The sequence below is a fragment of the Pseudarthrobacter sp. SORGH_AS 212 genome, assembly GCF_030818145.1.
Taxonomy (GTDB): Bacteria; Actinomycetota; Actinomycetes; order Actinomycetales; family Micrococcaceae; genus Arthrobacter.
The window spans coordinates 1581943-1608267 of record NZ_JAUTAA010000001.1 but is presented as its reverse complement, the minus strand read 5'-3'; the positions used below and the strand labels follow the sequence as shown (position 1 = coordinate 1608267).

The 26325-nt window shown below is 65.9% G+C and carries 22 protein-coding genes; 9 read left to right on the top strand and 13 right to left on the bottom strand.

What is annotated here, in order from left to right:
* Positions 1-5 precede the first annotated feature (5 nt).
* From QE394_RS07350 to QE394_RS07340, 3 genes are all read right to left on the bottom strand, one after another.
* On the bottom strand, positions 6-863 hold the full coding sequence (locus QE394_RS07350; protein WP_056082528.1) for a carbohydrate ABC transporter permease: 858 nt from the start codon (positions 861-863) through the stop codon (positions 6-8).
* A complete protein-coding gene (locus QE394_RS07345; RefSeq protein WP_056083130.1) occupies positions 860-1744 on the bottom strand; it encodes a sugar ABC transporter permease in 885 nt (294 codons plus the stop codon). Before QE394_RS07345 ends, QE394_RS07350 begins: the two co-directional genes overlap by 4 nt.
* 168 nt (positions 1745-1912) lie before the next feature.
* Positions 1913-3235 (bottom strand): extracellular solute-binding protein, encoded by a 1323-nt coding sequence (locus QE394_RS07340; protein WP_349034161.1) that lies wholly within the window; start codon positions 3233-3235, stop codon positions 1913-1915.
* Positions 3236-3460: 225 nt separating this feature from the next.
* On the opposite strand from QE394_RS07340, the gene QE394_RS07335 reads away from it, so the two are divergent.
* Entirely contained in the window at positions 3461-5506 is a 2046-nt protein-coding gene (locus tag QE394_RS07335) for a beta-galactosidase (RefSeq protein WP_349034160.1), read from the top strand.
* Positions 5507-5586: 80 nt separating this feature from the next.
* Positions 5587-7284, top strand: a complete 1698-nt coding sequence (locus tag QE394_RS07330; protein ID WP_349034159.1) for a glycosyl hydrolase 53 family protein — start codon at positions 5587-5589, stop codon at positions 7282-7284.
* Positions 7285-7394: 110 nt separating this feature from the next.
* Here the strand turns inward: QE394_RS07330 and QE394_RS07325 are convergent, their stop codons facing one another.
* The 3 genes from QE394_RS07325 to QE394_RS07315 form a co-directional block, all read right to left on the bottom strand.
* Entirely contained in the window at positions 7395-8432 is a 1038-nt protein-coding gene (locus tag QE394_RS07325) for an NAD-dependent epimerase/dehydratase family protein (protein ID WP_349034158.1), read from the bottom strand.
* Complete coding sequence (locus QE394_RS07320; RefSeq protein WP_056082517.1) at positions 8429-9400, bottom strand: aldo/keto reductase; 972 nt, start codon at positions 9398-9400, stop codon at positions 8429-8431. The genes QE394_RS07325 and QE394_RS07320 overlap by 4 nt, the downstream gene beginning before the upstream one ends.
* 106 nt (positions 9401-9506) lie before the next feature.
* Positions 9507-10328 (bottom strand): aldo/keto reductase, encoded by an 822-nt coding sequence (locus QE394_RS07315; protein WP_261618652.1) that lies wholly within the window; start codon positions 10326-10328, stop codon positions 9507-9509.
* A gap of 200 nt (positions 10329-10528) precedes the next feature.
* On the opposite strand from QE394_RS07315, the gene QE394_RS07310 reads away from it, so the two are divergent.
* Positions 10529-11428: a helix-turn-helix transcriptional regulator gene (locus QE394_RS07310; RefSeq protein WP_056083121.1), complete on the top strand. Its 900-nt coding sequence runs from the start codon at positions 10529-10531 to the stop codon at positions 11426-11428.
* Between the two features lie 116 nt (positions 11429-11544).
* Complete coding sequence (locus tag QE394_RS07305) at positions 11545-11754, top strand: hypothetical protein (protein WP_015935719.1); 210 nt, start codon at positions 11545-11547, stop codon at positions 11752-11754.
* Positions 11755-11851: 97 nt separating this feature from the next.
* Here QE394_RS07305 and QE394_RS07300 read toward each other — a convergent pair whose 3' ends face one another.
* The 6 genes from QE394_RS07300 to QE394_RS07275 form a co-directional block, all read right to left on the bottom strand.
* Positions 11852-12064, bottom strand: a complete 213-nt coding sequence (locus tag QE394_RS07300; protein ID WP_015935720.1) for a dodecin — start codon at positions 12062-12064, stop codon at positions 11852-11854.
* A 62-nt stretch (positions 12065-12126) separates the two neighbouring features.
* Positions 12127-13410: a pectate lyase gene (locus QE394_RS07295; RefSeq protein WP_349035384.1), complete on the bottom strand. Its 1284-nt coding sequence runs from the start codon at positions 13408-13410 to the stop codon at positions 12127-12129.
* A 41-nt stretch (positions 13411-13451) separates the two neighbouring features.
* Entirely contained in the window at positions 13452-15512 is a 2061-nt protein-coding gene (locus QE394_RS07290) for a pectinesterase family protein (protein WP_349034157.1), read from the bottom strand.
* A 91-nt stretch (positions 15513-15603) separates the two neighbouring features.
* A complete protein-coding gene (locus tag QE394_RS07285) occupies positions 15604-16524 on the bottom strand; it encodes a carbohydrate ABC transporter permease (RefSeq protein WP_261618656.1) in 921 nt (306 codons plus the stop codon).
* A 10-nt stretch (positions 16525-16534) separates the two neighbouring features.
* Entirely contained in the window at positions 16535-17488 is a 954-nt protein-coding gene (locus QE394_RS07280) for a sugar ABC transporter permease (protein ID WP_056082505.1), read from the bottom strand.
* Positions 17489-17519: 31 nt separating this feature from the next.
* Positions 17520-18824: an extracellular solute-binding protein gene (locus QE394_RS07275; RefSeq protein WP_349034156.1), complete on the bottom strand. Its 1305-nt coding sequence runs from the start codon at positions 18822-18824 to the stop codon at positions 17520-17522.
* 308 nt (positions 18825-19132) lie between these two features.
* On the opposite strand from QE394_RS07275, the gene QE394_RS07270 reads away from it, so the two are divergent.
* Genes QE394_RS07270 through QE394_RS07260 form a run of 3 tightly spaced genes read left to right on the top strand, consistent with a single transcriptional unit; the run spans position 19133 to position 22610 of the window.
* Positions 19133-20005, top strand: coding sequence for a DUF6807 family protein (locus tag QE394_RS07270; protein ID WP_349034155.1), 873 nt, complete (start codon positions 19133-19135; stop codon positions 20003-20005).
* Positions 20002-21579: a family 43 glycosylhydrolase gene (locus QE394_RS07265; protein ID WP_349034154.1), complete on the top strand. Its 1578-nt coding sequence runs from the start codon at positions 20002-20004 to the stop codon at positions 21577-21579. The genes QE394_RS07270 and QE394_RS07265 overlap by 4 nt, the downstream gene beginning before the upstream one ends.
* A 17-nt stretch (positions 21580-21596) precedes the next feature.
* Positions 21597-22610: a LacI family DNA-binding transcriptional regulator gene (locus QE394_RS07260; protein WP_349034153.1), complete on the top strand. Its 1014-nt coding sequence runs from the start codon at positions 21597-21599 to the stop codon at positions 22608-22610.
* A 51-nt stretch (positions 22611-22661) separates the two neighbouring features.
* Here QE394_RS07260 and QE394_RS07255 read toward each other — a convergent pair whose 3' ends face one another.
* Positions 22662-23366 carry a FadR/GntR family transcriptional regulator gene (locus tag QE394_RS07255; RefSeq protein ID WP_056082490.1) on the bottom strand — a complete coding sequence of 235 codons (705 nt, stop codon included), beginning with the start codon at positions 23364-23366 and terminating at the stop codon, positions 22662-22664.
* A 173-nt stretch (positions 23367-23539) separates the two neighbouring features.
* Here QE394_RS07255 and QE394_RS07250 point away from each other — a divergent pair, with 173 nt between their 5' ends.
* Together QE394_RS07250 and QE394_RS07245 are read left to right on the top strand one after the other, a co-directional pair.
* Complete coding sequence (locus QE394_RS07250; protein ID WP_349034152.1) at positions 23540-25045, top strand: four-carbon acid sugar kinase family protein; 1506 nt, start codon at positions 23540-23542, stop codon at positions 25043-25045.
* Positions 25046-25299: 254 nt separating this feature from the next.
* Positions 25300-26199, top strand: coding sequence for an NAD(P)-dependent oxidoreductase (locus QE394_RS07245; RefSeq protein WP_349034151.1), 900 nt, complete (start codon positions 25300-25302; stop codon positions 26197-26199).
* The last annotated feature ends 126 nt before the right edge of the window (positions 26200-26325 follow it).

Genomic DNA, 26325 nt, shown 5'->3' with positions numbered 1-26325 from the left:
CAGCCCTAGGCCTTTACGGCGCCGGCGGCGAGGTCAACGCGCCAGTAGCGCTGCAGGAACAGGAACATGATGACCAGCGGAACGATGGACAGCAGGGCTCCGGCCAGCACCAGCGTGTACAGCGCCGGGGCGGTGGCGCCTTGGTTGAGGAGTCCGTTCAGGCCCACCGTCAACGGGAACAGCGTGTCATCACCCAGCATGATGTACGGCAGCATGAAGTTGTTCCAGATGGCCACGAACTGGAACAGGAAGATGGTCACCAGGCCGGGAAGCATCATGGGCAACGCGATGCGGTTGAAGATGTACATGTCCTTGGCACCCTCCGTCCGGGCAGCCTCGATCACATCCCCGGGAACCGACGCAGCGGCGTAGATGCGGGCCAGGTAGATCCCGTAGGGGCTGATGATCTGCGGCAGTAGAACGGACCAGTACGTGTTAGTCAGGCCCAGTTGGGCCAGCATCAGGTACTGCGGGATGGCCAGGATGACGCCCGGCACCAGCACGCCCATGAGGAGGACCTTGAACACGCCGTTCTTGCCGGGAAAGTCGTATTTGGCCAGGACGTATCCGGAGAGGGCTGACACCCAGGTGGAGAGGAGGGCTCCCACGCCGGCGTAGAGGGCGGTGTTGAGCATCCACCGCCAGAACACGCCGTCGCGGTAGGCGGTCAGCTCCACGATGTTGTTCCACAGGTGGACGCTGGGCGCAAAAGTGAAGGTGGAGAAGAGCTCGTCGCTGCTCTTGCTCGCCGCGGCCACCACCCAGATGACCGGGAACAGGCAGTACAGCGCGCCGAGGATCAGGATGCCGGTGGAAAGGAAGCTCGGCTTCTCGCGGATCTCAGTGGGAGTGGACACGGTCAGTTCTCCTGTCCGAAGGCCCGCTTCTGCACAATGCGCAGGAAGAGGAACGAAATGGCGAAGGTGGCGAGGGCGATGATGATGCTGGTTGCAGCCGCAGAGTAGATGTCATTGCGGGTGAAGGCGTCCCGGTAGACGAGCATCAGCGGTGACCAGCTCGTGGAGAGGCTGTTCGCCAGCGGGCGGAGCGTGGTGGGTTCGGCGAAGACCTGCAGGGTGGCGATCATGGAGAACAGCGCCGTCATCACCACCGACGGGGCAATGATGGGGATCTTGATGCGCAGTGCGGTCTGGATCTCCGAGGCACCATCCAGTTTGGCAGCCTCATAGATTTCCTGGGGCACGGCCTTGAGCGAGGTGTACATGACGATCATGTTGAAGCCCACGCCGCCCCACAGGGCGATGTTGGCGATGGCAAAGGTGATCAGGTCCGGGTTCAGCAGCGACGGCAAGGCTATACCCAGCCTGTCCGCCACGAAGTGGAAGGGGCTGACCCCGGGCAGGTACAGGAAGCCCCACAGGAGCGAGCTGATCACGGCCGGCACGGCGTAGGGCAGGAAGATGGCGGTGCGGGAGAAGTTGCCGGCACGGGTACGCCGCGAGTCCAGGAGGAGTGCGAAGAGCAGCGCGAAGCCGAGCATCAGCGGGATCAGGATGGCGCCGTACGTGAGGACACGGAGGACGCTGGCGGTGAACTCGGGGTCGGTCAGGGAGCGGATGTAGTTGTCGAACCCGGCAAAGACGGTGCTCTGTGCGCCCTTGCCAAGCCCCAGCCCGCTGACCTTCTTCTGCTGGAAGCTCAACACCAGGGTGTAGGCGATCGGTGCCGCCATAAACACCAGGAACAGGACAATGCCAGGGGTCAGCATCGCGTACGGAGTCATGGCCCGCTGCCTGAAGCTCCGGGCCTTTCGGGGAGTCCCGGGCCCGGCGGATGCGGTCTTTTCCGCCTTGGTTGGCGCGGTCGCTGTCGCTGCCATGGTGCACTTCCTTGGGTGGGGGGGTGGGGAACGAACCGGGAGGGCGCCGCGGCACCCTCCCGGCAGGCGGGACTACTTGACTGTGAAGCCGGTCTTCTTCAGGTCGTCAACGGTGACCTGCTGCATGCCGGCCACGGCGTCCAGGAACGCACTCTTGGTTTTGGCCTGGGCAGCCTTGGCGAACTGGTCGTTGTACGCGTTGTAGGCAACGTTGACGTTGGGGCCATAGCTGAACGATGTGACGCTCTGCGCAGCTTTGCCCACCACATCGTAGAAGTCGGGCTGGTTGCTGAAGAACTCCGGCGCCTTGGTCAGGGCCGTCTTGGCACCTTCGGTGTCCGCAGGGTAGATACCGGCCACATCCACCAGGGCCTTGACGGCCTCAGGATCGGTATTCAGCCACGAAGCGAACCTGGTAGCCGCCGCGACGTTCTTGGACTGGGACGTCACCGCGGTGGAGGAGCCGCCCCAGTTGCCGGTGGCGGGCTTGGCGGAATCCCACTGCGGCATGGGGGCAACTTTCCACTTGCCGGCCGTTGCGCCGGCATTGCCGGAGAGCACACCGGGGGCCCAGGCGGCGCTGAGCCAGCCCACCTGCTTGCCGTTGTTCAATGCGGCGTTCCATTCGGGGGTGTACATGGGCTTGTTGTCGATGATGCCCTGCTCCACCAGTCCTCCCCAGTAGCCGGCCACCTTCTCTGTGGGATCCTCGGCAATCTTGACGCTCCACGCGTCACCGTCGATGGCCCACCATGACGCCCCGGCCTGCTGGGCCATGCCCGTGAACCAGCCGGCGTCGTTGGAGGAGAACGTGCCCAGGTAAGCCTCTGGGTCAGCGTCGTGCACCTTCTTGGCCGCCGCGGCGTATTCTTCCCAGGTTGTAGGGACGGCGAGGCCAAGGCGTTCGAAGATGTCCGCACGGTAGTAGAACGCCATGGGACCGGTGTCCTGCGGAACGGCATAGAGGGCGTCACCACCAAGGGTGACGGAATCCCAGACGGCCTCAGGGAATGCGTCCCTGGTGTCCTTGGCGTCGGTTCCGGAGAGGTCTGCCAGCGCATCTGCTGCCACCAGGGTGGGGATCTTCTGATACTCAGCCTGGATCAGGTCCGGCGCGCCGGAACCGGCGTTGACGGCCGTCAGCAGTTTGGTGATGGCGGGATCGCCGCCGTCCTGCTTGTTGACCGTGACGTGGATGTTGGGGTTCTTCTCGTTCCAGAGATCCACCACCTTGTCCAGGTTCGGGGCCCAAGCCCAGTAGGTCAATTCCACCTTCTGGTTGGGATCCGTGTTCTGTTCCACGGAGCTGGTGCCGGAACCTGTGGAACATCCTGCGGTGAGCAGGGCCGCTGCGGCCATCATTGCCGCTGCGCTTGCACGAAATGAGCTGCGCATTCCGTCCTCCTTGTCGAAAAAGCTGGCTGTGTAAAAGCTGGTGGGATCCCGGCGCGGGATCCGTTGTGCTGCGGCGGAGGCGGACACACTGCGTCAACCAAGCCCTGTGAGCGGTTCCAGTAATTCACACAGTTGTGATCTATGTCAACAAAATATTGCCTGTATCACTTCGTTGATGAGCTGTGATACTACTGGGAGCGCACACAGTTCTAAGGAGATCACCCGATGACAGACGTCCTGCAGGCACCAGCACCTGGACTCGCGCCGGCGCCGTGGGTCCAGCGCCCGGCGGGCCTTTGCTACGGCGGGGACTACAACCCGGAGCAGTGGCCCCGCGAGGTGTGGGTGGAGGACATCGCCCTGATGCACGAAGCCGGCATCAACCTGGTCAGCGTTGGGATCTTCTCCTGGGTCCTGCTGGAACCGCGGGAAGGGGAGTACGACTTCGAGTGGCTGGACCACCTTGTCGGCCTGCTCACCGATGCCGGTATCAGTATCGACCTGGGCACCCCCACCGCCGCCCCGCCGGCCTGGTTCTGGAAGAAGTACCCTCAGGCCCATCCCGTGACCCGGGACGGGCTCACTCTTGGCCACGGCTCCCGCGGAATGGCCGCGCCCAGCTCGCCGGACTACCGCCGGGCTGCGGTAAACATCACCGAACAGCTGGCGCGGCGCTATGGTTCCCACCCCGGCGTCGTCCTCTGGCATGTCCACAACGAGTACGGCGCTCCCGTCAGCGAGTCCTACGATGACGCCTCCGTGGCGGCGTTCCAGACCTGGCTGCAGGCCCGCTACGGCAGCCTCGACGCGCTTAACGCGGCCTGGGGCACCCTCTTCTGGGGCCAGAAATACAACGCCTGGGACGAGATCGATGCCCCGCGGATCTCCGCGAGCGTCAGCAACCAGGGCCAGCGGCTGGACTTCGCCCGGTTCACCTCCAACGCCATGTTGGAGTGCTTCATCGCAGAACGCGACGTCATCCGCCGCTACGCCCCCAACATCCCGGTGACCACCAACTTCATGGCCACCAACTGCCTGTCCCCGGACTATTGGGCCTGGAGCCGGGAGGTGGACATCGTGGCCAATGACCACTACCTCGTGGCGCAGCGGACGGACAACCACATTCTCCTGTCCATGGATGCGGACCTGACCCGCTCACTGGCCGGAAACAAGCCGTGGATGCTGATGGAGCACTCCACCAGCGCGGTGAACTGGCAGGGCCGCAACATCGCCAAGCGTCCGGGGGAGCTCGCCCGCAACAGCGTGGCCCACGTGGCCCGCGGTGCCGATGCCGTGATGTTCTTCCAGTTCCGCGCCTCCCGCTTCGGGGCGGAAAAGTTCCACTCGGCCATGCTTCCGCATGCCGGTACGGGCACCCGGATCTGGCGGGAAGTCCTGGACCTGGGCGACGACCTGAAGAAACTTAGGGCCGTGAAGGGCTCCACTGTCACCGCCAAAGTGGCCATCCTGTGGGACGTCGAATCCTTCTGGGCCCAGGACCTGGAGTGGCGGCCCAGCAACGAACTGACCCACCGCGAGCGGATCGAGGCCTACTACTCGGTGCTGTGGAACCGTGGCGTTGCCGTGGACTTCGCCCACCCGGAATCGGATCTATCCGGCTACGACCTGGTGCTCGCCCCGGCCCTGTACCTCGTGGGCGAACTTGCGGCGGCCAACCTGCGCAACTATGTCCAGGGCGGCGGGCATTTGATGGTGTCCTACTTCTCGGGCATCGTGGACGCCACGGACACCGTTCCCGCGGGAGCTTCGCCCGGTCCGCTGCGTGACCTGCTGGGGCTGGAAATCCACGAATTCCTGCCCCTGCGCGAACACCAGGCAGTCCAGCTCAGCGCCGGACGGGGGACCGGCACCATCTGGTCCGAGGAAATCCACCCCACCACCGCGGACGTCGTGGCCCGCTACCAGGACGGTCCGGCCGCGCCGGGACCGGCCATTACCCGCAACGCCTTCGGCCGTGGCACGGCCTGGTACGTCTCCACGGACCTGGACGACGGCGGCCTGGCCGCCATCCTGACGGAGGCGCTGGCCCACGCCGGGCTGTCCGCAGGAGACGGGCACCCGTCCGGCCTGGAGGTGTCCGTGCGCAGCAACGGTGCAGACCGCTTCACGTTCCTGATCAACCACACCGAGGCTGACGCGTCATTCGCAGTCTCGGGACTGGACATGGTTTCCGGTGAAAGGGTGGACGGCGTCGCCTCCATTCCGGCCGGAACCGTGCGGGTCATCCGGAACCCCGAAGGGTCCAGCTAGCCCTACAGACCGCCGGCCGGGGCCGCCCAGGCCCTGGCCGGTTTCCACAACCACGGTTCAACGTCAAGGAGGACGCCCCAGTGATCAATCCCCGCACGATGCGCACTGCGAGTAAACGACTGTCCGGCCGCTTACAACTCTCCGGCCGGACGTTGCCATCCGGCCGGACCCTGGCCGCCGTCACCGCGCTGGCCCTGGCAGGAGCGTTGCTGGCTGCCGGCCCTGCCACTGCTGCCCCGGCCCAGGGCAGGCCGGCCGGGGTTGGACCGGCATCCGTATCCAACCCGGGCTTCGAAGCGGGGACCGCGGGCTGGTCCGTTTCCGGCCCGGCCGGCGCGGCCACGGTGGAGTCCGGGGGAGCCGACTCGGCTCACCGGCTTACCCACTACCTGGCCTCGGACAACACGGTGACCACCTCACAGACCGTCACGGGCCTCAAAAAGGGGTGGTGGACCTTCCGCGCCTCGATCAAGTCCGGTGGCCCGGTGAATTCGTCGCGCCTGGTCCTCACAGGATGCGGAAGCGACGGTTCCACCGTCGTGCCCTCCACGGAAACCGACGACCAGTGGCTGACCCTCGCCGTCAGCGCCAACGTCGCGGGCAAATGCACCCTCTCCCTCACAACCACGGGCGCCGGGGCGTGGGCCAGCATGGACAACGTGACCTTCTCCGAAGGCCGGGTGGAGCGGACCTTCCGCGGCGCCGATCTCTTTGGCGTTCCCAAGAACGAGGACCACGGCGCAGTGTACGCCACGGCTGACGGTACGCGGGTAGACCCGGTGGAGGCTTTTGCCGATGCCGGCGCCAACCTGGTCCGCCTTAAGGTCTGGGTCAATCCAGCCGATGGCTACAACACCCGGCAGCAGGTGGTGGACATGGCTAAACGCGCCCAGGCCCAGGGCATGAAGGTGCTGGTGGACTTCCACTACTCCGACCGCTGGACCGATCCCGGGGCGCAGAGCGTTCCCGCTGCCTGGAAGGGCATGTCCGCGGCAGCCATGGCCGACGCCGTGTACGCACATACCAAGGACGTCATGGCTGCGCTGAAGTCCGCCGGCATCACGCCGTACGCCGCGCAGGTGGGCAACGAAATCAACCCCGGCATGCTCTGGCCGCTGGGCCAGACCTGGGACGTGGATCCAGCTGACGGCGTGGACGGTGCCCAGTGGGACAACCTCGCTACCTTCCTCAAAGCCGGAACCCGTGCCGTCAAGGACGTCAGTCCGGACACCAGGACAGTGCTCCACCTGACCAACATCAACAACGGCATCGGCGGGCTGACCTGGTGGTTCGATGAAGTCACCAAGCGCGGCGTGCCCATGGACATCATTGGCCTGTCCTACTACGGGTACTGGCACGGCACCCTGGCGGACCTGCAGAACGCCGTGACCACCTTGTCCCAGCGGTACGGCAAGGACGTGCTGGTGGTGGAAACCTCGTACCCGTTCACCCTCGAGGACAACCCCAACGCCCCGTGGGAAAACGTGATCGCCAACGGCTCACAGCTCGTCAAGGGCTACCCGGCAACACCGGCCGGCCAGGCCGCCAACTTCCGGGCGGTGCAGGACGTGGTGGCATCCGCTCCCGGCGGACGCGGCCTGGGCGCCGTCTATTGGGAGCCCGCCTGGACGTCGGTACCCGGCAACGGTTGGGATCCGGCCGACCCCGCATCGGGCAATGCCTGGGAAATCCAGGCAGTCTTCGACTTTGCGGGGCACGCACTGCCGGCGCTGGATGCGTTCGCCGCGGACGACGCCGGCACCTGGCCCATGCGGTAGGCCGTCTGCGCCATGGGGCGCTGCAGGAAAAAGAACGCCGACGGCGGGAGCCCACCTCCCCGCCGTCGGCGTCCTTTGTCCTGCTTGTTCCTGTTTGTCCCGGCGAGGCGCTAGTGCGCGCCGCCCGCGGCCCAAGTGGTGAGGGTGTCGCTGAGATCCATATAGGACTGGTCCACCTGCTGCAGCTCCGGGTTGGCGTCGTACCACTGGACGATCTCCCGGGCACCGTCGGCACACGGAATGGTGGCGGTGTACTCCGGGACCAGGGACTTGATCTTGGTGTTGTCGAACACCACTGAATGCGATCTGTCGCCCAGCAGGTTGGGCCCGAGCTCCGGGCTGTGGGCCGCGATGGTTTCCGAGGCAACATGCACCAGTTCCGGCTCAGCCACCCCGGCAGCCCGGGCAAACAGCCGGTAGATCTGGTTCCACGGCAGGTACTCGTCAGAGGTGATCGTGTAGCTTTCACCCACCGCTTGCGGCCTGCCGAGCAGACCCACGAAGGCCTTGGCAAAGTCCTTGCTGTGGGTCAGGGTCCACAGCGAGGTGCCGTCGCCGTGGACCATGACGGGGAGGCCGGCGCGCATGCGGTGGATGTCAGTCCAGCCGCCCACCATGGCGATCTTGGTCCGGTCATAGGTGTGGGAGGGCCGCACCACGGTGAGCGGGAAATCCTCGTCCCGGTAGGCCCGGAACAGCAGCTCCTCGCAGGCGATCTTGTCCCGGGAGTACTGCCAGAACGGGTTCTTCAGCGGCGTGGATTCCAGGATGGGCAACCGGGTGGGCGGCTTCTGGTAGGCCGACGCGGAACTGATGAACACGTACTGCCCGGCCCGGCCGCGGAACAGCTCGAGCCCGGCCTGCGCCTGGTCCGGGGTGTACGAGATAAAGTCCGCAACGGCGTCGAACTCCCTTGCCCCCAGCACGTCCCTGACCGACGCCGGGTCCCGGACGTCCGCATGCAGGACCTCCGCGCCGTCCGGAACCGGCCGGGTGGACCAGCCCCGGTTCAGGATGGTGAGCCGGTGGCCCAGCGCGACGGCGTGCTCAGCCGCCGCCGCGCTGATGACCCCGGTGCCGCCGATGAAGAGGATGCTCCTCGGCGCCACCGTCCCCGAGGCCGTCCCGGCACCTGACGGTGGGGTCACCACGCGTAGTCTTCCGGAGCGGTCTTGTGCCCCGGAAAAATGTGGTCCAGCCGTTTGAGCGCGTCCTCATCGAGGGTGACATCCAGGGCACGGATGGCGGCATCCAGTTGTTCCTGCGTCCTGGGCCCGACGATCGGTGCCGTAACGGCGGGCTGGTGCAGGAGCCAGGCCAGTGCGACGTCGCCTGGTTCGTGCCCCAGGTCATCGGCCAGATCCTCGTACTGGCGGATCTGGTCCTCGTGCTTCTTCAGGGTTTCCAGGGCCCGTCCCTCGGTGCGCCGGACGCCGTCGCGTTCCTTCTTCAGCACGCCGCCCAGGAGGCCGCCCTGCAGCGGTGACCACGGGATGAGCCCCAGGCCGTACTGCTGCGCTGCCGGGATCACCTCAAGCTCCAGTTCACGGCGGAACAGGTTGTAGATGGACTGCTCGCTGACCAGGCCCGTGTAATTGCGCCGGTGCGCTGCCTCCTGGGCCTGGGCAATGTGCCAGCCGGCAAAGTTGCTGCTGCCGGAATACAGGATCTTGCCCTGCTGGACTGCCACTTCGATGGCCTGCCAGATCTCGTCCCACGGTGTATTCCGGTCGATGTGGTGGAACTGGTAGACGTCGATGTAGTCCGTCTGCAGCCGCTTGAGGCTGGCATCCAGCGCACGCCGGATGTTCAGCGCGGAGAGCTTGGATTCGTTGGGCCGGTCCGTCATGGTGCCATAGAGCTTGGTGGCCAGCACGGTGTGTTCGCGGCGCTCGCCGCCCTTGGCGAACCAGCGTCCGATGATCTCTTCGGTCCAGCCGCGGTGGCCGGCACCGCCATACACGTTGGCGGTGTCGAAGAAGTTGATGCCGTGCTCCCGCGCGGAGTCCATGATGCTGTGCGCGTCGGCTTCCTCGGTTTGGGGGCCGAAGTTCATGGTGCCAAGGCAAAGGCGGGAGACCTGCAGGCCTGAGCGGCCAAGATGGGTGTACTGCATTGCTGGGTTCCTCTCGGAGATTGGGGTGGGGCTGCCGGACCGGCGGATTCGCGTCCGCCGCTGCGGTGGCTGGGCCCGGCGCCCCGGTGGCTGAGACGGCCGAAACCTACATCTGGGTGAAGGACGCGACGGCGGGATCGGAGCCGATGCGGGCACCGGACTCCAGGGCGGTGATGCTGGCCAGTTCGTCGTCGGAAAGCGCCAGGGAGGACGCAGCGAAGTTCTCGCGCATCCGGCCGGGGTCAACCGACTTGGGGATCACGATGTTTCCGGAGGCGAGGTGCCAGGCGAGCACCACCTGTGCCGTGGTGGCTCCATGCGCGTCTGCGATGGCCGTGACGGCGTTGCCGTTCAGGTCGCCGCCCTGCCCGAGCGGGCTGTAGGCCTCCACTTCGATACCGAGGCTCCGGCACTTGGCCGCAAGGTCTGCCTGCTGGTAGCTGGGGTGCAGTTCGATCTGGTTCACGGCCGGGACGATTTCGGACGATTCCAGCAGGGTGTCCAGGTGGTCGGAAAGGAAGTTGGAGACGCCGATGGCCCGGATCTGCTTGTTGTCGTAAAGCCGTTCCAGTTCCTTCCAGGCCTGGACGAAAAGTCCCTGCGACGGGACGGGCCAGTGGATGAGGTAGAGGTCGACGAAGTCGAGTCCCAGTGCCTTACGGCTGTTCTGGAACGCTTCCTGGGCCTTGCCTTGCTCGCCGTTCCGGAGCTTGGTGGTGACGAAGATGTCCTCGCGCGCGATGCCCGTCGCCGCGATGGCGGCGCCGACGCCGGCCTCGTTGCGGTATCCGGCAGCGGTGTCGATGTGCCGGTAACCCGCCTCGAACGCGTCCTCGACGATCCGCTGGGTGTCTTCCGGCGGGACCTGGAAAACGCCGAGGCCAAGCTGGGGGATGGTGACGCCGTTGTTCAGTGTCAGCTCTGACATGGTGCTCCTTGGATGATGCTGGTGCTGGGATCGGTGCCGTTGGCTCGACAGGGGAGAAAGCGGTTTCCGCTGGCTCAGTATTGAGCCTATGCACTTTTGCCCGCCGCGTCAGCAGGTGACCGTGATCCTGTTTTTCCTAGGACCGGCAGTCCTACCTTCGGTGTAGGAGGAGTGCCGGATGGGCGGGCAGAATGGTCAGCATGGGTCAAAGTGCCGAGTTCGGAAAATTCCTCAAAGCCATGCGGTCGCGCCTGACACCGGAGGATGCCGGTGCCGGGCCCACTACGGGCGCCCGCCGCGTGCCGGGGCTGCGGCGCGAGGAAGTAGCCCGCCTTGCCGGCGTCAGCACGGATTACTACGTACGGCTCGAACAGGGCCGCAACATCCATCCTTCCCGGACGGTCCTTGACGCGGTTTCGCGGGCTTTGCGGCTGGACAGCAGCGAGCATGCGCACATGATGGACCTGCTGGAGAACTGCGCCGCCAACCCGCGGGCCACGGGTCCGGCTGCCCAGGGAGTGCGGCCGGGGCTGCGGCAGCTGCTCGAGGCCGTGGGCGATGTGCCCGCCCTGCTGCTGGGCCGCCGCAACGATGTCCTTGCCGGCAACAGGATGGCGTACCTGCTGTTCACTGACTTTCCCTCGCTGCCCGCGGCGGAGCGGAACCTCACCCGCTGGCTCATCCTCGATCCGGCGGCCCGGGAGCTGTTCCGCGACTGGAAGACGCTGGCGGCCGAGGCGGCCGGGGCGCTGCGGCTCGATGTGGGCCGCCACCCGAACGATCCGCAGGCCAACCAGCTGGTGGGGGAGCTTGCGGTGAACAGCGAACAGTTCCGTCAGTGGTGGGCCGGCCACCGGGTGGCCAGTCGGTCTGCGGGCATCGTGCGCCTGCATCACCCCACCGTGGGGGACCTCGAACTGAACTTTGAAAGCCTCGCCCTTCCGGACGACCCCGACCAGGTGCTGAGGGTGTATTCAGCGAAACCGGGCTCGCCGTCGTCGGACGCGTTGGCCCTGCTGGGCAGCCTGGGCGCGGGCGAGGCGCCGTCCGAACGGGAGCGGGCAACCGAGGTTCCACCCTCCGGCGTAGCAGAGTCCTAAACGCCTTGTACGTTTGACCAAGCAAAGGTTCGTTGTTTGGCCAGGAATCCATTTTGGCGACCCGTGGGGTTTCGTAGGCTGGGGGAACACACTTCTTCCCAAGGATGGTCTCAACGATGAAACGCATCGCGCTGCTGAAAGAACGCCAGGCCGCTCCCGCCGGCACCGCCTCGACGTCCACCGGCTCGCACTGCCCGGTGTCCGGACTGTGGAGCCCGGACCACGATCCACACACGGTGCTGTCCTTCTTCGAGGGCCACGTTTTTCCCGCGTTCGACGGCGTTCCCACAGTATGGCGGCGCCGGTCGCTGGGACAGGCCTACTAAAGCGAAGCCCCCGCAGTACCGGCGCGAGGGATGTGCCGCATGAAGAAGGCCGTGACCCCCGGGGCCACGGCCTTCTTCATCCGATTAAGGACGCGTCCTACTGTTCTTCGAGGCGGAAACCGATCTTGATGGTCACCTGCCAGTCCGCCACCTTGCCGTCTTCGAGGTGGCCCCGGACTTCCTTGACTTCGAACCAGTCAAGGTTGCGGAGGGTCTGGGAGGCCTTGGCGATCCCGTTCCGAACGGCGTCGTCCACACCTTCCGTGGAGGTACCGACAATTTCAGAAATGCTGTACGTGTGGTTGGACAACTTCGCTCCTCGTGATCATCGTTGCTCCCGGTTGCGGGCCGTTCCTGAAGACTAGTAGGACTTCAAGAGCCTTGGCCAGACCCTGCTTCACGGCCCACCCTTTCCCGGGCTGCCGGAGCCGGCTCGATTCGCAGGTGGGGCCCGGCGGTGCCGCTGACTGCAGGGGCCAGCGCAGCATCCGGGTTGGCAGCGTTATAGGCGTCCAGGACGTTGACCTTCCGGCCGTTGACCCAGGTGCCTGCCTCGTCGATTCCCGTGCCGCCGAAATTCCGGATAATTTGTGCGGCCGGGATGCCTTCCGTGAGCTCGAACGTGTTGTTACGGGCGATGATGCTGGATTCCACGCCCGCACCCCATGAGTACTGGTACTGAGCCGGGTCCGTCACGCGGTACACATTGTTGTACACGTGCGCCTGCCCGAACCGGACCCGGGGCGCACGCTGCCCAAGGTCCACGAATTCGTTGTGGTGGAGGGTAACCCGCAGCTTGCCGCGGTCCGCCGTCGCCCCGTCTCCGTTGCCCCACAGCATGGATTTGTCGTGGCCCGAGAGCCGGCTCCAGGAGATGGTGACCAGGTCTGCCTGCCGGACCACGTCCAGGAGGCCGTCATGCCGCAGGAACCGTTCACCGAAATACCGGGGCTGGCCGGCATCGGCTGTTTCGCCGTCGTCCAGGGTCAGGTGGTCCAGCCACACATGGGTGGAGCCGGAGACCACGAGGTTGTCCCATTCGGTTTTCCAGGTGTCCCCGTTCCAGCCCGGGAAGCAGTCGTAGGCGTCAGAGAGGTGGAGGTTGCGGACAATCACGTTATCCACATTGTCGATGTTCAACGTGAAGCCCGTGAGCTGGACGTCACCGACGCCCACGATGGTGGTGTTGGCGCCGACATTGGCCCGGACCCGTTCGCGCTGCTTCGCACTTGAATCCTTGCGGGCGTCTTCGAGGGGGCCGGATGCCGGCCCCGTCCAGTTCGCCGGGTCGAAAGCCGCAAGGTAGGCCTCAAGTGAGTAGCCGCCGGTTGCGTAATCCTCGCACGTGATGGCGGTGCCATCCGAGGCGGTGTTTGCGTTGAAGCCCTGCTTTACGTACACGATCTTGGGCTCGTTTCCCGCCACCGCGGCGGCGAGCTCATCCCTCGTTGAAACTTCGTGCACGTTCCCGGGTGCCGCGCTGGAGCCGCCGGTGGTTCCGCCCTCGGCGGAGGCCCAGCCGTCACCTGCGGCCAGGACTTGCCGCCCCAGGTCGGTGGAGGCCGGTGCATGCTCCGCGACGTATGGGGCGGGCCCGGGAAGTGGCCCGGCGAGGGCAACAGCGGTGGCCAGTACAACGGATCCAGCCAGGGACATCACTGGTGGTTCTCCTCGAAATAGTGGTTGCCGGTCATCGCTCAGCCACGTCCTGCCGGGGTCCAGTCACCGAGGAACGCTTCCGCGGTGAACCTGGCGGCGTCAACGTCGGACAGTTGCGGGTGGAACTGGTTCACGTAGGCACCGGGGCCGGTGTTCTTGTACTCAGCGAACCGGCCCTCAGTCCACGCGTGGCCGCTCATATCCGCCCAGCCCTGGACCGCGATGTGGCTGCCCAGGACTGAATCCCGGATGACCGCCATGGGGTGGGCGTCCGGATCACTGCTGGCAAACCAGGGACGGCCCAGGCTGACGGTGCCCGGAGCGGCCTCGGAGGTGAGCGTGCTGTTGACGATCAGGAAGCCGTACGGGTTGGAGTTCTTGGTGCTAGGGGCCACGATGTAGCCGTTGTTCGTATCGCTTCCCCGGTCCAGGGAATGGATGGTGCACCCGTCAAAAACCGCCGTGCCGCGGCCGTACAGGAAGTCCACGTCGCCTTCGATGTAGCAGTTCTTCAGGTAGGTCCTGGCGGTGGCGTCCCGGCCTGTGGTGTCGGCGAGGTAGGTGTCCTGGTTGCCCAGGAATCGGGTGCCGTCAAACACCACCTTGTCCGCGACGCTGCGGACGGCCAGCGCCTGGCTTCCGCCGTTGGCTGCCTCGTCGTAGGCGTTTTCCACTGTCAGGTTCCGGACGGTGGTGCCCGAGGCTGCCACGGTCAGCGTGGCGCTGCCCACGGCTCCCCAGGTTCCGCCGAAGAACTTTGCGCCGTTCGCGGGCAGGTCGTAGGTGATGACGACGTCGGCCGGGTTGGCTGTTGCGCCTTGGATGGTGAGGTTGGGCCGGTCGGCCCAGACGTTCACCACTTCGCGGTAGGTGCCGGGTTTGACGGTAATGGTCCGCGGCTGGGTGCTGCCGGCGGGAATGGAGCCGATGGCGGCCTGCAGGCTGCCGAAGTCTCCCGTCCCGTCCAGTGCCACGGTGATGTTTGTGGCCTTGTTCGGTGCATTGTTTTCGCGGGGTCCGGCGCCGGCGCTGACGATGCCCGGCACTGCCGCGGCCTCGTCCATGGTGTAGGAATAGTTCGCGGCGGGGTCGAATGCGGCCCCCACGTTGTCCTTGCGGCCCCGGATGGAGTCGAAGATGTTGTCCCGGTTGACCACCTGGGTGGCGGGGTCCTTGGCGACAATCGGGTCCTGGACGGCGGTGAAGTAGTTACCTTCCAGCACCACTTTGGCGTTGTTGCGGCCCATCATGCCGTACTGGCCAACGTCCTGGAGGTAGTTGTTGTAAACGTGCGCGGCGGCGGTGTTGTCCAGGCTGAAGTTCCGCTGGGTGGTGTTGCGGATCCAGTTGTGGTGGATGGTCATCTTCGTGACAGCGTTGGCTGTCCAGCCCACGCCCAGGGCTTTGTTGTTGTCCGCGAACACATTCCATGAGTAGGTCAGGTAGTCCGAGTCCTTGCGGGTATCGATCAGGCCGTCGCCCATCCGCTCGAACTTCATGTGGTCCACCCAGACGTGGTGGCTGGTATCGAGCTGGATGCCGTCACGGTCGTTGTCCGGCCGCTTGCCGTCCCAGTCACCCGGGATGTAGGAATCCCGGACCGTGAAGTTCCGAAAGATCACGTTGGAGACGTTGACCAGCTTGAAGCCGGCGTTGACCACCTCGGCCCCAGCGCCCATGCCGATGAAGCTCTTGTTGGCAGCGACAGGCATCTTGAGGTACTGATCAGCCGTGAGGGAGCCGCTGATGAAGATCACCAGTGGCTCTGCAGCGGAGGCATACTCCTGGAGCTGGGCGATGGTGGAGGCCGTGACAATCCGTCCCGCCTGCCCGCCGGTGGTGCCCGCCAGCCCGTTCCCGGGAAGCGATGCGAAGCCGTCGGGCGTCTGCTTCCACAGCGGCCCGTTCCCCTCGGACAGCGAAGCGGGGGCAAGGACGGCGGGTGCCAGGACGGCATTTGCCTGGACGGTGGGTGCCGGGACCGACGGGGTCGCGGCACCGGAACCCTGCAGCGGCGGTGCCGCCGTCGCCGGCGCGCTTGCCAGGCTGGACAGAAGGACGACGGCGGTTGCCGCACCTAAGAACCGACGCAAACTCATGCAAAACTCCTTTGTTCCGGCTCCCGGACAGCCTCCAGCCCGGGCACCGTGCACTGTGTTGTTGAGTGGGTGATGCGTGGAGAGACGCGGGCTACTTCAGGCCGGTGGTCGCGATGCCGTTGATCAGGTACTTCTGGCCGGCAATGAAGAAGCCGATGATGGGTGCGATGGACACCACGGACATGGCGAACATGGGTCCCCACATGCTCTGGCCCTCGGAGTCCATGAAGGCCCGGAGCGCCAGCGGGACGGTGTAGAGGTCCTGGTTCTGGATGTAAAGCAGGGGGCCGAAGAACTCGTTCCACGTTGATATGAACGTGAAGATGGCGGTGGTGGCCATGGCGGGAACGCAGAGCGGCAGGATGACGCGCAGGAAGGTGCGGAACGGTCCGCAGCCATCGATCTGCGCGGCGTCGTCCAGTTCCCTGGGCAGCGCCTTCATGAACTGCACCATGAGGAAAATGAAGAACGCGTTGGTGGCCATGAAGTTGGGCACGATCAGCGGCAGGTAGGTGTCCAGCCAGCCGAGCTGGGAAAAGATGATGTACTGCGGCACCAGGAGTACGTGCCCCGGAAGCATCAGCGTGCCCAGCATCAGGGCGAAGAACAGCTTGCGGCCCGTGAACTCCATCCGGGCAAAGGCGTACGCCGCCAGGGCGCAGGAGAAGATGTTGCCAATGATGGAGAAGACCACCACGATCATCGAGTTGATCAGATAGACGTGGAAGGGCTGGTTCAGCGCGGTCCAGCCCTCGGCGTAGTTGCTGAAATCCCAGTTGTCCGGCCACAGCCCCAGCTGCCGGAAGATGTCGTTGCTGGGCTTGAAGGAGCTGGAGATCAGCCACAGCAGCGGGTACATCATCACCAGCCCCACCAGGCAAAGGATCAGGTGCCGGGAAAACCGGGTGCCCCGCGTACCGGTGAGGGCGTCTTCCGGATCCGCCTGCTTGGGCTGCTTCGACGGCTTGCCGGGTTTGGTGGCTGATGTGGGAGGTGATTCGAGGAGTGCCATGGGGGTTGCCTTAATTGTCGTAGAAGACCCAGAACTTGGATGCGATGAAGTTGATGGCGGTGAAGATCGCAATGATCATCAGCAGCAGCCAGGCCATCGCCGAGGCGTACCCCATCTCGAATTCGGTGAAGCCCTTTTGGTACAGGTAGAGGTTGTAGAACAGCGTCGAATCAGCCGGGCCGCCGGTGCCGCCGCTCATGACGTAGCCCTGGGTGAAGGTCTGGAAGGACCCGATGAGCTGCATGATGAGGTTGAAGAAGATGATGGGGCTGATCAGCGGGATGGTGATGTTGCGGAACTGCCGCCACCGGGAAGCGCCGTCGATGGACGCCGCTTCGTAGTACATGGTGGGGACCTGCCGCAGTCCGGCCAGGAAGATCACCATGGGTGAGCCGAAGGTCCAGACGTTCAGGACGATCAGGGTGCTCAGGGAGAAGTCCGGATCCGTCACCCAGGCCGGGCCGGCGATGCCGAACAACCCGAGGAAACTATTAACGATTCCTTCGTTGCCGAAGATGTAGCGCCAGAGCATGACGATGGCCACGCTGCCGCCCAGCAGGGAGGGCAGGTAGTACACGGATCGGTAGATTGCCAGGCCCTGCAGCCCCCGGTTGAGCACCAGGGCAATCAGCAGCGCAACGGCCAGCGAAATGGGCACTGAAACGAACGTGTAGATGAACGTGACCTTCAGCGACTGCCACAGCCGGGGGTCCTCGGTCATCGCCTGGAAGTTCGCCAGCCCCACGAAGTTGGGTTCGGTGAACAGGTTGTAGTCCGTGAACGCCAGGTACAGGGAGGCGAAGAAGGGGATGATGGTGAAAAGCATGCCCAGGAACCAGGGCAGCAGGAACAAATAACCCGACCGCTGGTTCCTTCGCCGCGCGGTGCCCCGCTTCCGGCGGCCCGGAGGTCCTGCCGCAAGCGAGGCCGCCGCGCCGGGGGCTTGTTTGGTCAGCACCGACATGCGTCAGGCTCCTTTCTGCTGTGGGCGGGTGCTACTTGTTGATGGCTGCATTGCTCTTCTCAAGGAATGTCTTAGCGGCGTCAGCCGGGGTGATCCTGCCGAACTCCACCTCGGTGGCCAGCTGCTTGAGGGTGTCAGCCACCACGCTGGCGCCCTTGGGGTAGACGTAGGCCGCGGGAAGGTCGTCCTCCTGGATGGCGGCCATCATGTTGACGAAGGTGGTGTCGTCAGCGCTGAGCTTCGAAGTGATGGACTCCGCCACATCGGGATTGATCGGCACACCGCGCTGGGTCAGCGTTTCGGCCGCGCCGTCGGCGTCGTTGGTCAGGAAGTCAAGGAGCTTGGCGGCTTCCTTGGGGTGCTTGGACTTCGCGGCGATGGACCAGAGCATGGTGGGGTCAGCGGAGTAGCCGCGCCTCTTGTCCGTGGTTTCGCCGGGCATGCGCAGAAGTACCACGTCGCCTTGGACAGCCTCGTTATAGCCCCGGAAGTTGTTGATGGGAATGATCTGGGAGGCCACCGTGCCCTTCGCCAGGTAGGACTGCGCGGGCGAGCCGCCGATCTGCTCGAAGAATCCCGCGGGCGGGTACCCACCTGCGTTGCGCAGGTCAACGCTGTACTGGAACCACTCGCGGATGGTGTCCTCGCTGACGCCGAGCTTGTTGTCCTCGGTATAGAAGTCCTCGCCGCGCTGCCGGGCAAGCAGGATGGGGCCGGTTTCCGTTGAAACGTCGTAACCGGCGCCGTAGACCTTGCCGCCGGTCTTCTGGGTCACCTCAGTGGCAAACTTTGCATAGTCTTCCCAGCTCCAGGTCTTGTCGTCAGGGATGGTGACGCCGGCCTGGTCCGTGATGGTCTTGTTCACCACCATGCCGATGGTGGTGACGCCGGTGGCCAGCCCGTAAAGCTTGCCGTCCACCTCGCCTCGGCTCTGGACCGTGGCCGGGATTTTCTCCAGGTTGAGCTCCGGAAGCTCTTTCAGGTCCGCAAGGGTGCCGCGCTGCGCGTATTCGAGGAGGCTGCGGTTGGCCATGGCCAGGACGTCCGGCGGGTTGCCGCCGGCGAACCGGGTGGCCAGCTTGTCCGCGTAGGGGCCGCTGTCCTGGTACTCACTCTTGACAGTGATGCCGGGGTTCTTCTCCTCGAAGACCTTGATGGCCGCGTCCGTCATCTTGGCCCGGTTGGAATCGCCCCAGTAGACGAAATTGAGTTCCACGTTGCCGCCTGCTGCCGGGGAACCACCTCCAGCGCAGCCGCTCAGGCCCAGGCCCGCTGCAGTGACTGCCGCTCCCAGGAAGATCCTGCGGGAGAACCCGGTGGTTGCTGTCTTCTTCATTGAATGACGCCTCTCTGTGGCTGCCCCCGGTAGGAGCGTTAGCCTGCTGAATTTTCCAGAAACTTTCTGCTGCCTCTGCCATCGAAATTCACTGCCAGCGAGTCAAAAGCCAATCCACGGCAGGGATACGAAAGAAGTGAGTAAACGATTTCTAGCAAGCCGCAGTTGTGACTGTCAACACCTTTTCTAAAACCTATGCAAATTTGAGAGCAGAAAGTTTCTGAAACTCTTGCTGATTCTTTTCGGTCTGCTTATGCTGTTTTCCATCGTCATAAGGGCGATGGATTTCCCACCGGAAGGAGGCACCGTTGCCCAGCCCAGCCCTTGAGCCCGCGCGGCTCTTGACCCTGGTTTCCGGCTCAGGTGTTGCGCCGGCCAGTGCACCGAGGCCGTACTTCCACCCTGTCCGCTCCCTGTCAGGAACCGTGCTGACTGACGTCGCACCGGCTGACCACATCCACCACCTGGGATTGTCCGTAGCCTTTTCGGACCTGAACGGAACCAACTTCTGGGGCGGGTCCACGTACACGCAGGACCGCGGACCCGTGGTCCTGTCCAACCACGGCAACCAGGCCCTGGACGGCTGGAGCGATGATGCCGGCCGTGCCGCCGGAACCGTGCTGTGGACGTCCAGGCACGGAACCCTCCTGGCAGAGGAACGCCGCTCGATGGAGGTTTTCGCGCACCCGGCCCCGGGAACCTGGAGCCTGTCCCTGACGTCGGTAATGGTCCCGGCAGGCGACGTTCCCGCCCTGGAGGTGTCGTCGTCGGCCGTCAAGGGCCGCAGCGGCGCCGGATACGGCGGCATCTTCTGGCGCTTCCCCGCGGACTGCTCCGGAACCCGCGTCTTTTCCGCTGCCGGTGCGGGCGCAGATGCGGCACACGGATCCCGCTCGCCCTGGCTTGCCATCAGCACCGTCACCGGCGGCGCACCCGTCACGGTGGTGCTCGCCCAGGACAATCCCGTCCGCCCCTGGTTCATCCGCTCGGAGGGCTATCTGGGCGTAGGCCCCGCCGTCGCCTGGTCCAAAAAAGCGGTGGCCGACGCCGCACATCCGCTGGAGCAGTCGCTGCACGCCGTTATCCACGACGGCCCGGTGGCATCACCGGACCAGGCGCTCCACCTTCTTGAGCATCATCCCGCCGTACGCACGCCCAGCCATCCCGACAGGACATCATGACCTCGCGCAACTCCGTCCCCGTGTACGCCAATCCCATCCTCAATGCCGACTGGCCGGACCCCGATGCCGTCCAGGTCCGCGGCACCTATTACCTGGTTGCGTCCAGCTTCAACCGCGTTCCCGGGTTGCCCATCCTCAAGTCCCGGAACCTCGTGGACTGGGAGCATGCCGGCCACGCCCTGCTGCAGCTTCCGCAGGGCAGCCACTTCTCCCTGGTCCGCCACGGTGGCGGCGTCTGGGCGCCCGCGCTGCGGTACCACGACGGACGGTTCTGGATTTTCTACCCGGATCCGGACCACGGCATCTTCGTGCTGAGCGCCGAAAAAGCTGAGGGGCCGTGGACAGCGCCGCACCTCCTGTATGCAGGCCGCGGGCTCATCGATCCGTGCCCGCTGTGGGATGACGACGGCCAGGCCTACCTGGTTCACGGGTGGGCAAAGAGCCGGATCGGGATCAAGAACCGCCTCACGGTGCACCGCATGAGCGCCGACGCCGGAAAGTTGCTGGACCACGGAACCACCGTCATCGACGGAGGCGACCTGCCCGGCTACACCACGCTGGAGGGGCCCAAGTTCTACAAGCGGGATGGCTGGTACTGGATCTTCGCGCCTGCCGGCGGCGTGGCTACCGGCTGGCAGTCCGTCTTCCGTTCGAGGTCGCCGTTCGGCCCCTACGAGGAGCGCCGGGTCCTCGAACAGGGGAACAGTCCGGTGAACGGGCCACACCAGGGCGCCTGGGTGACATCGCCGCGGGGGGAGGACTGGTTCCTGCACTTCCAGGACCGCGGCCCCTACGGACGCGTGGTCCATCTCCAACCCATGGGTTGGACCGAGGACGGCTGGCCCTGGATGGGGAAGCAGGCGCCCGACGGCGGCCCGGGAACCCCCGTCGCCAGCCACCCCTACCCGCGGGGTACTTCGCCGCAGGACGTGGCACCCCCGGCCAGTGACGACTTCGCCTCACCGTGGCTGGGCCCGCAATGGCACTGGCAGGCCAACCCCCGGCACTCCTGGTCGTTCCAGCCCGGTGGTGGCCGGCTCATCCTCCGGCCGCAGGCCAACGATCCGGTCAACCTCCGGGAGCTGCCCAACGTCCTGGCGCAGGTCCTTCCAGGAACGCCGTCCACCTTCACCACCTCGCTGGAACTGCAGGATGTCCCGGTGGGCACCCGCGCCGGCGTAGTGGTGCTGGGGCAGGAATACGCCTGGCTCGGCATCGTCCGGACCGCCGACGGATTCGTCCTGGGAAGCGGGACCGGGGGAGAGGGCGCGTCGGAGCAGGCACCCAGCCGCAGCATCTCCCTCCCGGCTTCCCGGGTGGAGCTGCAGATCCGCACCGACGGGACGCCCCGGTCCACCTTTGCCTGGCGCCTTGGCCCCGGGGAGCCGTGGGAGGTCCAGGGCTGGAACTTCGGCGTCGTGCAGGGGAAGTGGATCGGCGCGGAACTGGGGATTTTTGCCACTTCGCCGCTGGGATCGCAGGAAGGCGGCAGTGTTATCGTGGGACCCGTGCGCGTGGACACGGCGCCCGTTCGCCGGGCTACTGCCCCGCAGCTCGCCGCCGCAACCACATGACCCCAAGGACTGCCCCGTTGACCGCCACCCCGCGTCCCAAGATCGCAGACGTTGCGGCCGCCGCAGGGGTATCCGTACCCACCGTCTCCAAGGTGCTTAACGGCCGCACCCACGTCTCGGACGCCACGCGCGCCAAAGTGCAGCAGGCCCTGGATGAGCTGGACTATTCCAAGCGGAACGCCGCCGCGGCCCAGCCCGGGATGCTGCAGCTGGTGGTCAACAACTTCGATTCGCCGTGGGTCCTGGCCACCATGGAAGGCGTTGAGGCCGCGGCGGACCGGCTGGGATATGCGGTGGCGTATGTCCGGGCCGAACATGTCACTGCTGACCGCTGGCGGAAGCTGCGTGAGCCCTCGGCGAACCGCCTGGACGGGGTCATGCTGCTGGCGCCGCGCAGCGGCTCACGCCTGGTTACCCTGGTGCGGTCGCTGAAGATCCCGGCCGTAGCCATCGATCCCGAGGGGACCGAAGGCCTGGATATCCCCAGCGTCAGCCCGGCGTCGTTCTCCGGGGCGCTCGCCGCCGTCGGCCATCTCCTGACCCAGGGGCACCGCCGGATCGGGATCATCACCGGGCGCAAGCACAGCCCTGGGCACGGCCGGGCGCGGTACGCGGCATACGCGGCCGCCCTGCACGAGGCCGGCCTGACGGTCCGGCCGGAGCTTGTCCGGGACGGCGATTTCAGCATCGAGTCCGGCATGCGCCTGGGTGCCGACCTCCTGGACCTGGCCGAGCGGCCCACGGCCATCTTCACCGGCAGCGACCTGCAGGCACTGGGCGTGATGAATGCCGCCGCGCAGCGCTCGCTGCAGGTACCCGAAGACCTCAGCATCGTGGGGTTTGACGACATCGCCCAGGCCGCGCTGACCTCGCCGCCGCTCACCACCGTCCGGCAGCCGCTGGCCCAGCTGGCCACCATGGCCGTGGGCATGCTCATCGAGCAGCAGGACAGCCTGGGCGCGGTGCCCGCAGCTTTGGAAGTGGCCACCGAACTGGTGGTCCGTGGAACTACGGCCCCGCCGGCAAGCTAGCCCCGGCGGAAATTTAGTCTCGCCCGGCCGTGCATTCCCGCGAGGGGACGGCTATTTGGCGGGGAGCACCAGGTTCTTCAGGTCGTCCAGCGTCTGCTGCATGTGGGCGTCCATGGCCAGCCGGGAGCGGGTGGCGTCGCCTGACTGCAGGGCCTCTGCGATGTTCTGGTGGTGGCCGATGGCGTGCTCCTGGATGGCCGGAACGGCAGACGTTTCGGCCCGGCGCTTTTCCAGGACGCGGTGCAGCGGTTCAAACAATACGGAGACGAACACGTTGCCGGAAGCGCGCAGGATGACGTCGTGGAAGGCGAGGTCGGCTTCTACGAAGGACGTGACGTCGTTGACGGCGTGGGCGGCCTTCATCGCCGCAATGTAGGCGAACAGGGATTCGGTATCCGCCTCGGAGATCCGGCCTGCAGCCAGCTCGCAGGCTCCGGTTTCCAGCATGCGCCGGAGTTCGATGAGCTGTACGGAAGCTTCGGCTTCGTTCTTGCCCTCCGATGCCGCGCGGAGCACGGCTTCAAGTGAGGTCCACCGGTTCAGCGGGTTCACGAAGGTGCCCCGGCCACGCTCAACGCTGAGGATCTGCTGCGCCTGCAGCGTCTTCATGGCTTCGCGGACCGTCATCCGGCTGACCTCGTGGCGGGCGCTCAGTTCGTGCTCGCCGGGGACGGTTGATCCGGGCGGAAATTCGCCGTCGATGATGCGGTCCAGCAGTTCGTCGGCCACAACGCCAACCAACGATTTCCTTGCCATGGTTCCCCCGATTCCTGCCGTGGGCGTCTACCCGGCGGATATGTCTGACAAGTCTACTTGCGCGTCTTTTATGTCGTGTGCCACACTAGCATTCAAATGCAAGATGTCAGACATCTTACAGATTCATTTACACCTTGATCCGGCCCCCGGATCGCAACACAACGGAGTGCACTGTGACGCTTGAAGCAGACGTCCTGGCCGCCTTTCCCGCGGACTTCCCCATCCCCGCAGCCCTGGTGGCCAGCACCCTGGCCGCTTCCAACGCGGAGACTCCCCGCGTCCTGGTAGTGCTCGACGACGACCCCACCGGAACGCAGTCCGTGGCAGACCTGCCCGTGCTCACCCAGTGGGACGTCGAGGATTTCGCCTGGGCCTTCAGCCAGTCCAAGCCGGCGGTCTACGTCCTGACCAACACCCGCAGCCTGGATCCGGCCGAAGCCGCCGTCCGTAACGAGGAAGTGGTCCGCAACGCCCTCACCGCCGCCGGTTCCAGCTCAAATGCAGGACTGCGGCTGGGGTTCGTCAGCCGCAGCGACTCCACCCTCCGCGGACACTATCCGCTGGAGCCGGACGTCATCGCCGCCACGGTCAGCGAGGTGAGCGGTGAAACCACCGACGGCGTCGTGCTGGTCCCCGCCTTCCCCGACGCCGGCCGCGTCACCATCGGCGGCGTGCACTACATGCGCGGCACGGGCGAAACCGCCGGCACACTGGTCCCGGTCTCCGAAACCGAATTCGCCAAGGACGCCAGCTTCGGCTTCGCCACCTCCGTCATGGCGGAATATGTGGAGGAAAAGTCCAAGGGCCGGTTCACCGCTGACTCCGTCATCGTCCTGGACCTGGACATTATCCGCGCCGGCTCCGCCGCCCAGGACCCCGCCATCTCCGCCAAGGCCATCGCCGACGCCATCGAGGGGGCCACCAACTCCACCCCGATCGTGGCGGACATCGTCACCGAGAACGACTTCCGCGCACTGGCACTCGGCCTGGAAGAAGCCGAGCGCCGCGGCAAGAACCTCCTTTACCGCGTCGGCCCGCCGTTCGTCCGCGGCCGCATCGGCCAGGAAGTCCGCACCGCCCTGACCGCTGAGGAAGCTTACGAAGGCAATACGCCCTCCACCGCCGGCGGCCTGATCGTGGTGGGCTCGCACGTGGGCGTCACCACCCGCCAGCTGAACGTCCTCACGGCCGAACACAGCTCCGCAAGCATCATCGAGATCGATGTCGAGAAGCTTCTTGCCGCCGAAACCGAAACAGCCGAGCCTGTTGCCAAGGCGCACCTTGACCAGACCGTGGCCGCCGTGGTCGAAGCCCTCCGCGGCGGCGACGTCATCGTGCACACCAGCCGGCTCCTGATCAAGACCGACGACGCCGCCGAAAGCCTCCGGATCGCACGCACGGTGTCCGCCGCCGTCGTCGCCGTAGTCAACCGCACCCTGAAGACCTTCCCGCCGCGGTTCGTCATCGCCAAGGGCGGCATCACCTCCTCGGACGTCGCAGCCCACGGCCTGGAAATCCGCCACGGCATTGTCCGCGGCCCCATGCTGCCGGGCATCGTCTCCCTCTGGGAACCTGTGGACGGGCCCGCCAAGGGCATCCCGTACATCGTCTTCGCCGGCAACGTGGGCGACGACGACTCCCTGGCCCAGGTCACCCGCAAGCTCAGCAACACCTTCTAGTCCCCACCGGCTCCCAGCCCTCGCAAGCTCGGGCCGGGTCCCTCGCCGGCGTGGGCCCACCCACCGGCTCCCAGCCCTCGCAAGCTCGGGCCGGGTCCCTCGCCGGCGTGGGCCCACCCACCGGCTCCCAGCCCTCGCAAGCTCGGGCCGGGTCCCTCGCCGGCGTGGGCCCACCCACCGGCTCCCAGCCCTCGCCGGCGTGGGCCCACCACCGGTTCCCCACCAGCCCCGCAAAAATTCAACGGAGAAACACCATGACCAGCAACTACACCGTCACCGTCCTGGGCCTTGGCGCCATGGGCCTGCCCATGGCCACCCGCCTCGCCTCGCAGCTGACCGTGCACGGCTTCGACATCGCCGAACCGCGCCTGAAGCTCGCTGAAGAAGCCGGCATCGCCACCTTCGGCACCGCCCGCGAGGCAGCCAAGGGTGCCGATGCGGTACTCCTCGCCGTCCGCAACGGCGAGCAGCTCAACGACGTCCTCTTCGGCGAGAACGGCGTGGCCTCCGTCCTGGAGCCGGGCGCCGTCGTGATCCTGGGCAGCACCGTTGGCACCGAAGCCATCCCGGCCACCGTCGAAAAGCTGGCTGCGTTCGGCGTCGAGCTCGTTGACGCGCCGCTCTCCGGCGGACCCAAGCGTGCCGGTGAAGGCGACCTGCTGATCGTCGTCGGCGCTTCGCCCGAAGCCCGCGAAAAGGCGGCGCCCGCGCTGGAACTGCTGGCCTCCACGCTCACCGTGGTGGGCGACAAGCCCGGCGACGGCCAGGCCCTGAAGACCGTCAACCAGCTCCTCTGCGGCGTCCACATCGCGGCCGCCGCCGAGGCCCTGGCCCTGGCGGACGCGCTCGGCCTCGACCAGGCCAAGACCCTCGCCGCCCTCGAAGCCGGCGCTGCAGGTTCCTTCATGCTCTCCAACCGCGGCCCGCGCATCCTTGAGGCCTATAACGAGGAAGGCGCCGAGGTCCTCTCCCGCCTGGACATCTTCGTCAAGGACATGGGCATCGTGGGCAAGGCCACCCGCGCCGCCGGCCTGGCAGCCCCGGTTGCCGCCGCTGCGGAGCAGCTCTACCTGCTGGGCCAGGCACAGGGCCTCGCCGCCGCCGATGACTCCGCGGTCATCAAGGTGGTAGCCCCCGCCAAGCGCACCCACTAAGTACCAACCGGCAGCACCCCCCCAATACGTACGACGGCGGCGGTCCCCCCTCCGCCGCCGTCGTACCTCTCGCGTTACTCCCCCTAGAAACAACCGGCGCCTTATTGCCCGTCTTCTGGAAGACTG